This is a genomic window from Bacillus sp. ms-22 (assembly GCF_009759805.1).
In the GTDB taxonomy this organism is placed as follows: Bacteria; Bacillota; Bacilli; order Bacillales; family Bacillaceae; genus Bacillus; species Bacillus xiamenensis.
The window spans coordinates 1,735,638-1,749,802 of record NZ_CP046653.1 but is presented as its reverse complement, the minus strand read 5'-3'; the positions used below and the strand labels follow the sequence as shown (position 1 = coordinate 1,749,802).

At 39.4% G+C, this 14,165-nt stretch carries 15 protein-coding genes and 1 pseudogene; 2 read left to right on the top strand and 14 right to left on the bottom strand.

Annotation, left to right across the window (positions count from 1 at the left end):
* Positions 1 to 6 precede the first annotated feature (6 nt).
* Genes spoVAC through GPA07_RS09165 form a run of 3 tightly spaced genes read right to left on the bottom strand, consistent with a single transcriptional unit; the run spans position 7 to position 1,506 of the window.
* Positions 7 to 459, bottom strand: a complete 453-nt coding sequence (gene spoVAC, locus GPA07_RS09175; protein ID WP_008359664.1) for a stage V sporulation protein AC — start codon at positions 457 to 459, stop codon at positions 7 to 9.
* 20 nt (positions 460 to 479) lie between these two features.
* On the bottom strand, positions 480 to 896 hold the full coding sequence (locus GPA07_RS09170) for a stage V sporulation protein AB (protein WP_008359662.1): 417 nt from the start codon (positions 894 to 896) through the stop codon (positions 480 to 482).
* A complete protein-coding gene (locus GPA07_RS09165; protein WP_008359660.1) occupies positions 886 to 1,506 on the bottom strand; it encodes a stage V sporulation protein AA in 621 nt (206 codons plus the stop codon). The genes GPA07_RS09170 and GPA07_RS09165 overlap by 11 nt, the downstream gene beginning before the upstream one ends.
* 193 nt (positions 1,507 to 1,699) lie before the next feature.
* Here GPA07_RS09165 and GPA07_RS09160 point away from each other — a divergent pair.
* Positions 1,700 to 2,852 (top strand): annotated as a pseudogene (locus tag GPA07_RS09160) (IS3 family transposase).
* Positions 2,853 to 2,949: 97 nt separating this feature from the next.
* On the opposite strand, the gene GPA07_RS09155 reads toward GPA07_RS09160, so the two are convergent.
* Positions 2,950 to 4,056, bottom strand: coding sequence for a Rap family tetratricopeptide repeat protein (locus tag GPA07_RS09155; RefSeq protein WP_157292417.1), 1,107 nt, complete (start codon positions 4,054 to 4,056; stop codon positions 2,950 to 2,952).
* 514 nt (positions 4,057 to 4,570) lie between these two features.
* Here GPA07_RS09155 and GPA07_RS09150 point away from each other — a divergent pair.
* Positions 4,571 to 4,837 carry a YesK family protein gene (locus GPA07_RS09150; RefSeq protein WP_008362159.1) on the top strand — a complete coding sequence of 89 codons (267 nt, stop codon included), beginning with the start codon at positions 4,571 to 4,573 and terminating at the stop codon, positions 4,835 to 4,837.
* 329 nt (positions 4,838 to 5,166) lie between these two features.
* On the opposite strand, the gene GPA07_RS09140 is transcribed toward GPA07_RS09150, so the two are convergent.
* From GPA07_RS09140 to deoB, 10 genes are all read right to left on the bottom strand, one after another.
* Complete coding sequence (locus tag GPA07_RS09140; protein WP_008362161.1) at positions 5,167 to 6,282, bottom strand: hypothetical protein; 1,116 nt, start codon at positions 6,280 to 6,282, stop codon at positions 5,167 to 5,169.
* A gap of 66 nt (positions 6,283 to 6,348) precedes the next feature.
* Positions 6,349 to 7,158 (bottom strand): hypothetical protein, encoded by an 810-nt coding sequence (locus GPA07_RS09135; protein ID WP_008362163.1) that lies wholly within the window; start codon positions 7,156 to 7,158, stop codon positions 6,349 to 6,351.
* A gap of 175 nt (positions 7,159 to 7,333) precedes the next feature.
* The gene (locus tag GPA07_RS09130) at positions 7,334 to 7,612 is read right to left on the bottom strand and encodes a DUF5839 family protein (RefSeq protein ID WP_008362165.1); all 279 of its coding nucleotides are present in this window, start codon (positions 7,610 to 7,612) and stop codon (positions 7,334 to 7,336) included.
* 107 nt (positions 7,613 to 7,719) lie between these two features.
* Positions 7,720 to 8,873, bottom strand: a protein-coding gene (locus tag GPA07_RS09125; protein ID WP_157292415.1) for an IS3 family transposase whose coding sequence is annotated in 2 segments (ribosomal slippage) — positions 7,720 to 8,600 and positions 8,600 to 8,873 — 1,155 coding nt in all. Because the reading frame shifts where the segments join, the coding sequence is not laid out codon by codon here.
* 101 nt (positions 8,874 to 8,974) lie between these two features.
* Positions 8,975 to 9,742, bottom strand: a complete 768-nt coding sequence (sigF, locus tag GPA07_RS09120) for an RNA polymerase sporulation sigma factor SigF (protein WP_008361800.1) — start codon at positions 9,740 to 9,742, stop codon at positions 8,975 to 8,977.
* Positions 9,743 to 9,754: 12 nt separating this feature from the next.
* On the bottom strand, positions 9,755 to 10,195 hold the full coding sequence (gene spoIIAB, locus GPA07_RS09115) for an anti-sigma F factor (protein WP_008361802.1): 441 nt from the start codon (positions 10,193 to 10,195) through the stop codon (positions 9,755 to 9,757).
* On the bottom strand, positions 10,192 to 10,545 hold the full coding sequence (gene spoIIAA, locus GPA07_RS09110; RefSeq protein ID WP_008361804.1) for an anti-sigma F factor antagonist: 354 nt from the start codon (positions 10,543 to 10,545) through the stop codon (positions 10,192 to 10,194). Before spoIIAA ends, spoIIAB begins: the two co-directional genes overlap by 4 nt.
* Positions 10,546 to 10,709: 164 nt before the next feature.
* A complete protein-coding gene (locus GPA07_RS09105) occupies positions 10,710 to 11,864 on the bottom strand; it encodes a D-alanyl-D-alanine carboxypeptidase family protein (RefSeq protein WP_406566830.1) in 1,155 nt (384 codons plus the stop codon).
* A 159-nt stretch (positions 11,865 to 12,023) separates the two neighbouring features.
* Positions 12,024 to 12,836 (bottom strand): purine-nucleoside phosphorylase, encoded by an 813-nt coding sequence (locus GPA07_RS09100; protein WP_157292413.1) that lies wholly within the window; start codon positions 12,834 to 12,836, stop codon positions 12,024 to 12,026.
* An 11-nt stretch (positions 12,837 to 12,847) separates the two neighbouring features.
* A complete protein-coding gene (deoB, locus tag GPA07_RS09095; RefSeq protein WP_157292411.1) occupies positions 12,848 to 14,032 on the bottom strand; it encodes a phosphopentomutase in 1,185 nt (394 codons plus the stop codon).
* Positions 14,033 to 14,165 lie beyond the last annotated feature (133 nt).

Genomic DNA, 14,165 nt, shown 5'->3' with positions numbered 1-14,165 from the left:
TTCCTCCTACGAAAACATCTTTTCCAAGACGTATCGAATGATTCCTACGACATATGCCGAGACGACACCAAACACAATGACGTTTCCAGCAAGCTTAAACATGTTCGTGGCCACACCTAACACAAGCCCTTCACTTTTATGCTCAAGAGCCGCACTTGTCATACTGTTTGCAAACCCTGTCACAGGGACAGCAGACCCCGCTCCAGCAAACTGACCAATTTTATCGTAAATACCGATACCAGTTAAAATAGAAGACATTAAAATGAGGGTCGCCACCGTTGGATTCCCCGCTGTCTTCTCATTAAAATCGAAAAAGGTAATATAGAAATTTTGCAATCCCTCGCCTATGGCACAGATCAATCCGCCAACAAGAAAAGCCTTTATGCAGTTGAGTACATAAGGGGGTTTGGGCTGATACGTTTTCACCTTAGATGGATAATTCTCTTTTAAACTTGACACAAGTCGTTCCCTCCACATTTTTAAATATAAATAAGCCAATGAAATAATGAGCCAAACACCTTTCCTAAGACGATGGCCATGAGCAGCAGCACAATTTTCCCGTCCATTCCAATTCTTTTCGTTAAGATAGGAAGTACATTTAACACTTCAGTGAGTGCGGCGGCGAGCATGCCAACGAAGATGCCTGATAAAAGGCCAATCGGGAGCACCAGCCATTTGGATAAATGCACATGCATTTGACTTAAGGTGGCCCATCCGCCAACGACCGCTCCACTGATGACAGCCGCCTCGTACCCTTGAATGAAACGCTGCGTTTTCGTTAATTGCATTAACCGTGGGATAATGCCAAGCACTGTGAGAAATGCCACAAATCCTGCCCCTACCGTTAACCCGCCGCCAAGCCCTACGAGCATAACAAACAACCAATTACCGATCATGGATATCTTTTAATGTTTCTTTATTTTCGTTGAGTGCAACATAATGATCGAGGTCGAGCTGGTATTTGAACATTTCCACTTCGAGCGGACTTGGTTCTTCATTTAAACGCTTTTTAAAGACATGATTGAAAAATAAAATCATCCCAAAACCGAGTCCAAAACTATATGGAATTTGCAATAAATACGGATGCTCCACTGTTTTTCCTGTGATCATTTCATATAGGCGGATATGAACAAGTCGCATACTGACATCCTCGTGGAAATTCATGATGGCAAGGGCCGCTCCAACAAATAATAGGAGCCATACAAACACAAATAATACGGGTGAGAGCTGGCGTTTGCCTGTATCAATTTCAACAATGGCCTCCGAGCCTCCGACGGTTTGAATGTCAATGTCTGGCCACGTTTTTTTGATCGTTTTGACCACATGCATGATATCTAAAACCACGATGTGACGATCCTTTTTGCTGACGTGATACATCGGCATTTTCCTGAGCTTTTGAACAGTCCGCTCATCACCAGTGATTTGGGCGATATCTGCTAAATAAATGAGCTGATCATTACCGGTCTTGATCCGATGGCGCAGCCGAATAAAGATTTGTCCGTCCATCCAAGTCACTTCCTATACGATGGGTTAAAAATAGTATGTGGTGAAAAATGGTTCTCATACTGAAAGAACTTCATTTACCGGTAATTACCACACAAAAAAAGGGCACTGACCCCATAAAGTGAGACAAATAAAAACACCTTTAAGTTGAAAATCGGGTATATCATACCTGAAAACAATTTGGAGGTGTTTTTGTATGGGAACAAGAGTCAGTTACCCCGCAAGTGTAAAAGAAGAGGCGGTTCAGATGAAGTTGGCAGGAGTCTCAACAAAAGAAATCATGGACAAGCTAGGAATTAAGAATAAAACACAAGTGAAAACTTGGATGAAATGGTATCACAATGGTGAAACCCACCGGTTTCATCAACCTGTTGGAAAGCAGTATTCATACGGGAAAGGACCTGAATACCAAGATGAAAACGAGAGATTGAAAACAGAAAATCGCTATCTAAATCAAAAAATAGACATATTAAAAAAGTACCGAGAATGGGAAAGGTGGTGGAAAAAGAAGCACTCGTGTCGATCTACGAAACGGTAAAAGATAAAGTGAGTGTCAGTGAATTCTGTCAGCTATTTGAAGTGGCTAAATCAACATTTTATCGTTGGAAAAAACTAGATCATCATCACTCAAAGCAACATGGGTTAATCAAGCTTATTTCAACACTTTGTAAGTTGCACAAGTATACGTATGGGTATCGTAAAATAACGGCTCTTCTACGCAAGAAATGAAGATCAACCATAAGAGAGTACAACGAATGATGCAAACCTACGGTTTGCAGTGTCGTGTGAAAGTGAAAAAGCGTAAACAGACCGGTCAACCCTATTACATTGCAGAAAATCACTTAAAACGAGATTTTTCTGCGACCAAGCCACTTGAAAAACTGGTGACAGATATCACGTATTTGCCATTTGGGCAAAAAATGCTTTATCTATCCAGCATAAAAGATTTATATACAAGTGAGATTGTGGCTTATACGATTGGTGATAAACAGGATGTTTCTCTTGTTTTAGATACATTGAAGCAGTTAAAGACACTGCCTAAAGGCTGCGTACTTCATAGTGATCAAGGTTCGGTCTACACTTCTTATGCTTATCAAAAGGAGATAAAGGAAAAAGGCATTACCATGAGCATGTCCCGTAAGGGAATGCCCGCTGATAATGCCCCCATCGAATCCTTCCACTCAAGTTTAAAATCAGAAGGATTTTATCTCCACCACCTGACAAACACTACAACAGCCATTGTAGAAAAAACAGTCAGGGAGTATATTGATTATTATAACAATATCCGAATTCAATTGAAATTAAACAGCCAGTCACCAAAAGAGTTTCGGCAACTGGCTGTTTCGTAAAGGTGTTTTGATCCCTGTCTCAAAAACGGGGGTCAGTCCCCTGCGGTTGTGACCCCCATTAATAAGGTAAGGCTTAATATCATAACTTTCAGGTGCTTCATTCAGCTTCCTCCTCCATCCATGTCAATTTTTTGGCCTGTGATTCCAAACCTTCATCAAAGTATTTTGATGCTAGTTTATGATTATCCTGCTTTTTATAAAATCTTGCAGCCATGATTGACAATTCTGCGGCATCTTTCCAAAGTTTTTGAGTTTTCAGTACATTTAAAGCTGCATCTAGTTGAGCTTCATCACCTGTTATATAAATTGAATGTATGATGTTTAACTTAGCAATATACGCATTGTCAGATAATTCATTCGCCAATATGAGTGACTCATTGTATGACTCCAGCCCTTCAGCTTTTTTATCTAACTGGAAGAGAACACGGGCTAACATGTACTTAGTTCTCATATGCAGTGTTTTGTGTGGTTTTTTTAGTTCAATAGACAACCCATTCTGGAAAGAGTCTAAAGCTTGCTGAACCTTTCCTTGACGGTCATAACATATCCCTAGATTGAAATACCCCAGCGCTTGTGGCAAATCAATGTTAGATTTTGCTGCTAAATTGATAGCATCCTTATAGGTGGATTCAGCTTGTTCGAGTTGGTTTAAATCCATCTTATTTGATGCGATTACCATTAGAGTAGTAGCAATCCGACTCTCTTGTAAATCTGCTGATTTAAAGCTTTCTAAAGCTTTTTTGGCATGGTTAATGGAGAAATGATTTTGTGCGATTTTGTAGTACGCAATCGCAAGCTGATAGTTAAATTCAGCACGTTCTAATTCGTCAGGAACATTTCTAAGGCGGGTCTCTGCGATATGATAATAGTTGATAGCGTCTGAAAATCGATTTTTATAGAACTCATACATGCCATTGAAGAAGAAATAATAATACTGAATCATGTCATCTGTTTTCTGCTTCTCTTCAATGTCTATTTGCTTCAATAAAACTTTTGATCCCTCAAACTCCTGCACCATCATTTTGTATCTGGCATCAATCAAGTTAAAGTATAATAAGACATTTTGATCTTCTTCCATATTTTCAAAAGCTTGTACTATCTCGCTTTTCTTTTTTTCAGCTTTTAGGATATCTTGTTTTTTTATAAGTCCGTACCAATCACCAATCATTTTAGCAACAAATGGACTTGCTACTTTTTCCGACAAACAAACCTCCCCCTATCATTTACCCTTTTCTTTCATTATCGCAGATTAAATGACCTTTTTAAACAAATTATGTAAAAATAAGTAATGTGACATGCCATACAGACAATAAAGAACTCCAAAACATGACAAAAATCCACCTACAAAAGACGCTGTTTATTTTTCACGCTCTTTACTGGTTTTATCCACTTGATCCATAACCATGATGACTCGCTTATAATAGCAACCTGTTTTCTCTAAGAAACTGTAGCATTAGCTTTACCAATTTTTCCTTCTGCTGCTGTCTCACATGAAGTAGCTGACAAAGTGATTACATCGAGTTTAGGGAAAGAAGCTGGTAATAAATTATAAAGTAAAGACTCTGTGATAATCATTGTCACAGAGTCTTTACTTTATATGGATTATTTAACACTTCTCGGTCTGTGGTCAACAGATTAAATCAGTGGTAGGATATTGAAAGGATACATAAATATTCATTAGGGTTCTCTTATCATATTCTTTCAAGGAGGCGAGACAAATGCCTTTCTGGCTACTGACAACTATCCTTACAGTTATTATATTAGGTTTTTCTTTAATATTTAAAAAAAGAAAATCCTTTTTACAGTATGGATTTCCAGCAGTTTTAATGATGGCAAGCATTATCTTATTAATTATAAGTTTCTTTGTAGGAGAATGGGAAGGTTTAGGAATGGGTGCAATGAGTGTATCTTTGCTAATTGCATCAGTTATCTCTTTAATTATTACCAGCTTCTTGAGTTATTTTAGTGGTATGAAACAAAAATAAAGCTCATGTTCGGGAACACAAGCTTTGACTGGTTATTATGCTCTTTTATAGCGATAATACATATATCGAATGATTTTTGTGATGACAGTGGTACACATGCATAAAAAGGTCATAGCCACTACCCAATACATATTCGACAGGTCGAATCCAGTATAGGCAAATATGAAGATGGTTGAAGTTATAAATGTGATAATTAGCACCACATGAATCTTCTTAAAGATTAAATACCCAATAATCCCCCAAACTAAATACAACAACGGCAATGTGAATAACACAAGACCCATGGGTTGAAGATAATGTAAGTTAATTTACTCCACTCTCCTCTACAGTTATCTTATAACTTCCATGCTGGTCATTTCCCAGTCTCTATCAGATTTTAGTGATATCTCCTTAGAGTCTTTGCTTTCAATATTATATTCAATAATTCTGCCAATAACTCCATCCTTATCTCTATCAAACATTCTTACCAATGCATAAATCTTGCCGTCTAAAATCTTGACCTCTTCTAAACGTTCGTCATCTGATTTAAAATTAAGTGGAATTTTTTCAGAAGATATCTCTTTGAGGTCTTTGTTGAATGTCTTGACTTCTCCTTCATAGGAAACTATCGTGACTCTATCCTTGCCTACATTGATCTTGTAGATAATGAATCCTTTATCCATTACTATTTCTCTCTTCTTATCGAGAGTTTTTTTGTCGAGTACAACCAACATCGATTCTTTCTTACTGTCAACGCCATCGTTTACGGCAAGAATTAATTCTTCATTGTTTAATGACTTCAAAGATTCATTATTGTCAGGAAAGAAGACTGAGTCGACATCTAACTTTTTTCGTTTTTCTTTATGAGTTTTAGGGTCTATTGAAGACACTGTGACACTTTCATCATTACTGAGAATGGCATAGATTTTTTTGTCTTCAAATATAGCTGTTGTTAATTCTCCGTCTAATTCAACTTGATTTTTATCGTTGTCATCTTCATTCCAATATACTAATTCTCCTACTAAGCCATCCTCTGTAAAGCCAACGTTAATATCGTGTATAACATACCCATTAGAGTAGTTAATAAAGAATGCACCCTCGTCATCTGTAGACTTTGAAAGTGATTTTGTATTCAAAGGCTCTACCTTCCCAGTCTTCTTATTTAGGGATACATGATAATTAGACCTATTAGATGAAAAGTACATATTATTATCGCTCTGAGTAGATGAGGTAAATCCCACACAGTCTTTCATTGTAATACTCGACAATTTCTTTCCTTCGTTGTTATAGTTGACCACCTCGCATCCTCTATCCATTACCTGCGAATAAATGATAGCAAATTTACTGTCTTTCATATTGCTCAATTCTCTCTTAGGTGAGTCAACAGCAGCCTCCTCTTTCTTTGAGCATGCTGTACATATTAATGCAATGGCGCAAGCTGAAATAAGTAGTTTTAAGTATTTCATTCAATCATCTCCTTTCAATTTTAAACAAGTAAAGCAATCGAGGGAGTCCCCCGACTGCTTATTGACTTACTTTTTATGATAAAAGACCTTCGTGTTGTTAGAGTTGACTAATTCCATTGGCGACACAACCGAATCAATTTTTATATTGTCAATGTCGTGCCCTTGGTTCTTCCAAGCTCTCCAGGCCAATTGAGAACAATAGAATTTTTTGGTAGTTTTCTTGTCAAAGAAATTCATGTTGTATGGCTTCTTTTGGTCAGCTTGCTTTTCAGCATACTTAGCCGCATTTACATATTTGGTATTATTAGACTTCTTCACCCATAGCCCGTAAACCTTCTTTCTAGAACCCCAATTATTATTATATCTTCTGACTCCATGTTGTTTAATAGGACTCCAATTTTTATGCCAAGCCTCTACGGTCTTAGCTGCTTTTCTTGAGACAATTGCGGCGTGTCCGAAGCCAATTGCGGAGCTACCTGAATTCAAGTCATAGCTTACTAATACATCGCCCTTAGTGCCTAAATTCTTGGCGTTTACGCTTATCTTATCTTTCTCTTCGTTGTACTTAGGTAAATACTCGTCAATCACGCCTTCTTTAATATATTGATCGATATCTTTCTGCGACTCTTCGAATATAGCTTCTGCTTTTTCTTCTGTAGATACAGAGTTATACTCCTTTTTGCTCATCTCGTAAAGCTCATTAATCTGTTCAGAGGTCATACCCTCTGCTTTCATTTCTTCTATTTCTTCTTTGGCTCTTTCATTGTTCATAGAAGGGTATACATCTGTCGCTTGTGCATTTCCTTCCAATCCAAACCCAGTGAATAATACAGATGCTGACAACAAGGATGTGACAATAACGTTTCGTTTTTTCATATTATTACCTCCAATTCCTTTTTTAGCGTGGTCCACATTCACCATAATAATGGTTAATATGGATCATGTAAACATTAATAGAATTTTAAGGATATTTTAATATCTGATGAATTGACATGTTAAATTTGAGTGAATTTTTACATTAAAAAAGAGACTACTCGTAATAGTCTCTCTTTCACACAGGTACATTTTCTTTATTTTTATCTACTTGATCCAAAATCTTAATGACTCGCTTGTAATAGCAACCCGTTTCCTCTAGCTCTTCTCTTGAAACATCAATTACTAGGACAGGCTTTTTTCTGTCTAGGGATTCAACCAACACAATATCCCCTTGTTGTATCTGTCCTCTTAGTCTTTTTGGAATATGCCACTTGAAAGGTTTCGGTTTAACCTTCAATTCCCCGTTCCTTTTCGAACAGTGAAATGCTGTAATTGTATTTCTGTAATTGGTCATATACACACTCCCTCTGCGCTTTTACTATAAGGATAACAACATAAAATAAAAAGAAGCAGACCTAGCTGGGACTGACCCCCGTTTTTGAGACAGGGATCAAAACACCTTTACGAAACAGCCAGTTGCCGATAGTTTATCGGTGATTGGTTGTTTAGTTTCGTTTGAATACGAATGTTGTTATAATAATAAATGTATTCTTTGACAGTGCGTTCTACAATGGTGTTCGTAGTTCGATCAATCCTGTTAAGATAGAACGTTTCAGACTTTAGTGAGGAATGAAACGATTCGATGGAGGCATTATCAGCGGGCGTCCCTTTACGGGACATGCTCATGGTAATGCCTTTCTTATGAACAGCTTTCTGATACTCGTAAGATGTATACACAGAACCTTGGTCGCTATGTAACACGCAATTCTCAGGCAGTGATGGGAGCTGATTAAGTGTGTTTAAGATAAAGTCTGTGTCCTGCTTATCACCAATATTAAAAGCAATCACTTCTCCATTATATAAATCCAATATACTGGAAAGGTACAATTGTTTCTGTCCATAAGGCAAATACGTGATGTCCGTTACTAGTTTTTCAAGAGGGCGATCAGACTGAAAGTTCCGATCCAGTATATTACCAGCCACGGCATAGGGCTGCCCATTCTTCTTACGCTTTTTCATTTTAACTCGGCACTGCCACTGGTTTTTCTGCATGATACGTTGAACAGTTTTATGGTTAATACGCATGCTCATTTTTAGTATGGCGGTGATTTTTCGATAACCATATCGATACTTGTGCTCTCGGCACAACGTGCCGACCTGTTTCTCTAGTTGTCTTTTAGAGTGATTCTGAGTCAGATCCTTTTTCCATCTATAGTACGAAGTGCGTGAGATACCTAAATGGAAACAGGTGTCCTGTACCGTCAACGTTTTGCACAATTCTTCTACCAGTTTGATTGCCGTTTCCTTATCAACTTCCTTTCCAATTCGTTGTACTTTTTTAAAACTTCATTCTGTTGACTCAAATAGCGATTTTCTGCCCGCAGTCTCTCTAATTCGGAAGAGTAGTCGGGGCCCTTTCCATAGGAATATTGTTTTCCAACAGGCTGTTCGAACCGGTGTGTATCCCCAGCCTTATGCCACCTCACCCATGTCTGAACCTGCGTCTTATTCTTAATATTCAATTCCTGCATGATCTCTTTCATAGGTACACCTGCCAATCTCATTTCTACAGCCTTCTGTTTCACTTCAACCGGATAACTCACTCTTGTCCCCATAGAAAAAACACCTCCATGCTTTATTTCGGATCACAACGATCCGTTTTCAAACTTGAAGGTGTTTTTTATTTGTCTCATCTGATGGGGTCAGTACCAATAGGCTAGCTGTCTTTTTGATCCATTTGCACTTGGATTTGTTTTAAAATTTTCTTTTCAAGCCTTGAGACTTGTACTTGTGAAATACCAAGCCTCTCTGCTACCTCAGATTGCGTTTGGTCTTTATAATACCTTAAGTACACAATCAGTTTCTCTCGCTCTTCTAATTCCTTGATTGCCTCTTTTAGCGCAATTTTATCAAACCATCTTTCTTCTGAATGATCGGCAATTTGATCGAGCAGTGTAATCGGATCACCGTCATTTTCATACACGGTTTCATGTATAGATGACGGGGAGCGAACCGCTTCTTGAGCGAGGATGACATCCTCTGGTGTGATGTCGAGATAATCAGCGATTTCCTGTACAGTCGGCATTCTCCCATGAGATTTAGACAATTCGTCTCTTGCCCGCCTGATTTTATTTCCAAGTTCCTTTAAGGACCTGCTGACTTTGACCGTTCCATCATCACGAATGAAGCGCTGGATTTCACCGATGATCATGGGAACAGCATAGGTCGAAAATTTCACATCATAGGATAAATCAAATTTATCAACAGATTTTAACAGGCCGATACAGCCTATCTGAAATAGATCATCTGGTTCATATCCTCTATTTAAAAAGCGCTGAACGACGGACCAAACAAGACGCATGTTTTTTTCTACGAGGAGGTCTCTTGCTTGCTGATCTCCGTCTTGGCTTTTTTTTATGAGCTGTTTCACTTCATTATTTGACAGCTGTGCTTTTTTTGCTTGCTTTTTTACCTCCACATCCATATGAGCAGCTCCTTAATTACAAAGCGCTTTGCTTTTTGATAGATGCTTTGTTAAACGGATCGTTGTGCCCATTTCTGGAGATGAGTCTACCATGACATCGTCCATAAAATTCTCCATAATGGTAAATCCCATCCCGGATCGTTCTAAGTCTGGCTTTGTTGTGAAAAGAGGCTGTCTTGCTTCCTCAAGATCTGTAATTCCCATACCTTCGTCGCGTATCGTCAAATACACCACATGATCATCCAGCGTGACACTAATATGCACCTTTCCATCTGGGTTTCCGTCATATCCGTGAATAATGGAGTTTGTTACTGCCTCTGATACGACCGTTTTGATCTCGGTTAATTCATCTAATGTCGGATCAAGCTGGGCGATGAACGCCGCTACTGTTACCCTTGCGAAGGATTCATTTTGACTCAAAGCAGAGAAGGTCAGATTCATTTCATTTGTCATGATGCCACCCCCAATGTTTGCAGCGCTGTTTGCTCTGAAGGCTCCATACGGATGATTTTAAACAAGCCAGACATATCAAATAAACGGTTCACCGCTGGCGAGATCGCGCAGACGACCATTTCGCCACCAAGCTGCTTAATCTGCTTATATCTTCCTAAAATAACCCCGAGGCCAGAACTGTCCATAAATGATAAATCAGCTAAATTCAGCACGATGTGGCGAATGTCCTCTGTTTCCAAATAATTCGTCACCTTTTGTCTCAACGTTTCTGCAGAGTGATGATCGAGCTCTCCTGTCAACCGAATACAAAGTACGCTCTCTTTGACTTGAAAATCAATACCAAGGCTCATCTTTTTCTTCCTCCTTGCTCTATTTTCGGATAAAGAATGTTTCTCTTTTCTATGAAGTAAATCCTTCACCATGACAAAACTAGTGATCATTCGTCACATTTAGATGTTCTTTTCTATTCGCTCATAGCAAAAAAAGACTGCCACTTGCAGCAGTCTTTCGCCTCTTATTTCCATTTGACAAATTCGGCCATTGCCCGTTTAAAGAAAGTCCAAACACCGGCTCTTTCCATGTCTTCTTTTGCCTCGACAGGGCTTTCATGAAGCACTTTCCCATCTTTTTTCAAGACGATGGTGCCAAGCTTCGTTCCTTTTGAAAATGGGGCCGTGACATCTTGAGATAGTTTAATTTCTTTTTTGATCTGATCGACATTTTCGCCTTTTTTCGTTAAAAGAGAAATCGGTTCAGATGTGACAAGCTGGATGTTTTTCTTTTTCCCTTTGCTCACTTTGATCTCTGCCACGTCTTGTCCTCGTTTGTACAGAGGATGGGTGGTATATTGACTAAATGCATAATCCAGCATTTTGACGACTTGAGCGTTTCTGTCTTTCGGTGTACTTGCACCGAATACAACAGCAATGACGCGCATGTTGCCTTTTTTAGCGGATGCGGTTAAACAATATTTCGCCTCGGCAGTAAATCCTGTTTTCATCCCATCGACGCCGGGATAAAATTTAATGAGTCGGTTTGTGTTTACAAGCCAGAATTTTTTATCCGTGTTTTGCCGGAGGTAGTCTTCATATACACCTGTAAATTTGGTGATTTGTTCATATTTTAACAGCTCTTTCGCCATTTTTGCCATATCATGAGCTGTGCTGTAATGATCTTTTTCAGGAAGTCCTGTTGGGTTTTGAAAGACGGTTGATTTGAGGCCAAGTTCTTTTGCCTTTTTGTTCATTTGCTCAACAAATTGTTCTTCAGATCCAGCAATATGCTCTGCCATGGCAACTGAAGCGTCGTTTCCTGAAGCAATCGCAATGCCTTTCAGCATTTCTTTCACAGTCATTTCTTCTCCAGGTTCAAGGAAAATTTGTGAGCCTCCCATTGATGCTGCATAGTCGCTTGTTCTGACCTTGTCCGTCATTTTGATCTTTCCTTGGTCAATTGCTTCCATGATGAGAAGCATCGTCATGATTTTGGTCATACTTGCTGGCGCAAGCTTTTCATCACTGTTTTTGTTGTAAAGCACCTTTCCCGTGTCACGTTCAATTAAAATGGCTGATTTGGCTTCATGCGCCAATTCTGATGTTTGTTTTTCTCCTGGCTTTTCGATTTTTTCTTTTGCTGTCGCTGATGGCGACACCATTGAGATAAGGATCATTAAAATAAACAATGCACATATATGACGTTTCAAGTGGCAGACCTCCATTATCGTAATCCTTTTTATTTTTTCCTCATAAAGGCTGTTTTATTCAGAGATCGTTTGATTGCCATAAAAAAAAGCCTTCTGCTTAATGAACAGAAGGCTTTAGGACACGTTCTATGAGAGTTGTTTGACAACATCTTTCACTAAATCAAGGAAACTGGCTTTCACTTTTTCCGTCACTTCGATGACTTCATCATGAGAAAGCGGCTGATCTAAAATACCTGAGGCCGCATTGGAAATGCATGAAATTCCAAGTACTTTTATTCCTGCATGACGAGCCACGATGACTTCTGGCACAGTCGACATACCGACCGCATCAGCACCAAGCGTTCTGAGGAATCGTACTTCAGCCGGCGTTTCATAGGATGGGCCTGTCATTCCTGCATAAACCCCTTGCTGCACAGATATCCCTAGGTTTTGAGCGGTTTTCTTTGCAAGTGCCAGCAATTCCTGATCATACGGTGCAGACATATCAGGGAAACGAACCCCTTGACTGTCGTTTGGTCCAATTAACGGATTGGTTCCCATCATATTGATATGATCTGTAATCAGCATGAGATCACCAGGATGGAAGGACGTATTCACGCCGCCTGCTGCATTTGTAACAATACATGTCTCAATGCCGATTTCTTTCATCACACGGACAGGAAACGTCACTTGTTTCATATCATATCCTTCATAGAAATGAAAACGCCCTTGCATGGCACAAACGACCGTGCCTTTCAGCGTTCCAATCACGAGCTGACCAGCATGCCCCTCTACTGTTGAAACAGGGAATCCAGGAATATCTTCGTATTTTAATTTGATCGGATGTTCAATTTCATCTGCTAAAATGCCAAGACCTGACCCTAAAATCAATCCAACTGTTGGTACATATGTCGATGCTTGTTTAATGTATGCCGCCGCTTCTGAAAACTGTGTTCCCACGAGATTTCCCCCTATTTGAGTTTAGATAAAAAGCTTGTTCCGTATTTTGGCAGCGTTGATTTGAAATTATCTGCTACCGTTGCCCCGAGATCAGCAAAGGTTTTTGCTGTTGGGAGTTCATGCGCTTCCTGATGCTTTTTGCTGTAAGCAATAAGCGGAACATATTCTCTTGTATGATCTGTTCCGTGATGAACCGGGTCATTTCCATGATCTGCTGTGATCACAAGCAGATCATCCTCTTTTAATAGATCAAATACTTCAGGAAGACGTGCGTCAAATTCCTCTAGTGCTTTACCGTAGCCTTCTGGATCTCTTCTGTGTCCATAAAGCGCGTCAAAATCGACAAGATTTAAGAAGCTAAGTCCTGTAAAGTCTGTTTTCAGCGTCTCAACTAGCTTGTCCATTCCATCCATGTTGGATTTTGTTCTGAGTGAAGAGGTGATCCCTTCGCCATCATAAATATCAGAGATTTTTCCGATTGCAATGACATCCAGTCCATCATCTTTCAGTTCATTCATCACTGTACGGTCAAATGGTTTTAACGCATAGTCATGACGGTTTGGTGTTCTGACAAATGCCCCCGGCTTCCCGACAAACGGACGAGCGATAATGCGCCCTACCATATACTTTTCATCTAATGTGAGCTCACGTGCGATTTCGCAAATGCGGTAAAGTTCGTCTAATGGTACAACTTCTTCGTGTGCAGCAATTTGCAGCACCGAATCCGCTGAAGTATAAACGATTAAATCGCCTGTTTTCATATGTTCTTCGCCAAGCTCATCAAGGATTTCTGTACCAGACGCCGGTTTATTTCCAATGATGCCGCGTCCGGTTTTTTCTTTTAGTTCATTTAATAGTTCATCTGGAAATCCGTCTGGAAAGACTTTAAATGGTGTGTCTATGTAAAGACCCATGATTTCCCAATGACCTGTCATTGTGTCTTTACCGTTTGATGCTTCTTGCATCTTCCCATAATACGCAAGCGGTTTTTCATCCGCTGGAATTCCTTTAATTTCTTTAATATGACCCAGCCCAAGCTTCGCCATGTTCGGCATATGAAGCCCGTTCATTTTTTCTGCAATATGTCCAAGTGTATCTGCACCTACATCATTAAAATCAGCAGCATCTGGTGCTTCCCCAATTCCTACTGAATCCATCACAATGAGGAAAATGCGTTTATACTGATAATCAGGCATGAAAAAGCGCCTCCTTCAATATTCTTATCCTTTGACCTTTCATATTTAGAGAGGTCAGACATCTCAAGTATAAACCGTTTTCAAGTCAATTGACAACCTTAAACGGTCCAAACAAAAAAAAGCATGATACACG

What these genes read in the sequence shown, in the direction of transcription:
- GPA07_RS09165 (WP_008359660.1), bottom strand. Translation starts at nt 1,506, where the DNA reads ATGGACGGACAAATCTTTATTCGGCTGCGCCATCGGATCAAGACCGGT.
- GPA07_RS09105 (WP_406566830.1), bottom strand. Translation starts at nt 11,864, where the DNA reads ATGATCCTTATCTCAATGGTGTCGCCATCAGCGACAGCAAAAGAAAAA.
- spoIIAB (WP_008361802.1), bottom strand. Translation starts at nt 10,195, where the DNA reads ATGACAAATGAAATGAATCTGACCTTCTCTGCTTTGAGTCAAAATGAA.
- deoB (WP_157292411.1), bottom strand. Translation starts at nt 14,032, where the DNA reads ATGCCTGATTATCAGTATAAACGCATTTTCCTCATTGTGATGGATTCA.
- GPA07_RS09130 (WP_008362165.1), bottom strand. Translation starts at nt 7,612, where the DNA reads ATGACCAATTACAGAAATACAATTACAGCATTTCACTGTTCGAAAAGG.
- GPA07_RS09135 (WP_008362163.1), bottom strand. Translation starts at nt 7,158, where the DNA reads ATGAAAAAACGAAACGTTATTGTCACATCCTTGTTGTCAGCATCTGTA.
- GPA07_RS09150 (WP_008362159.1), top strand. Translation starts at nt 4,571, where the DNA reads ATGCCTTTCTGGCTACTGACAACTATCCTTACAGTTATTATATTAGGT.
- GPA07_RS09140 (WP_008362161.1), bottom strand. Translation starts at nt 6,282, where the DNA reads ATGAAATACTTAAAACTACTTATTTCAGCTTGCGCCATTGCATTAATA.
- spoIIAA (WP_008361804.1), bottom strand. Translation starts at nt 10,545, where the DNA reads ATGAGCCTTGGTATTGATTTTCAAGTCAAAGAGAGCGTACTTTGTATT.
- sigF (WP_008361800.1), bottom strand. Translation starts at nt 9,742, where the DNA reads ATGGATGTGGAGGTAAAAAAGCAAGCAAAAAAAGCACAGCTGTCAAAT.
- GPA07_RS09170 (WP_008359662.1), bottom strand. Translation starts at nt 896, where the DNA reads ATGATCGGTAATTGGTTGTTTGTTATGCTCGTAGGGCTTGGCGGCGGG.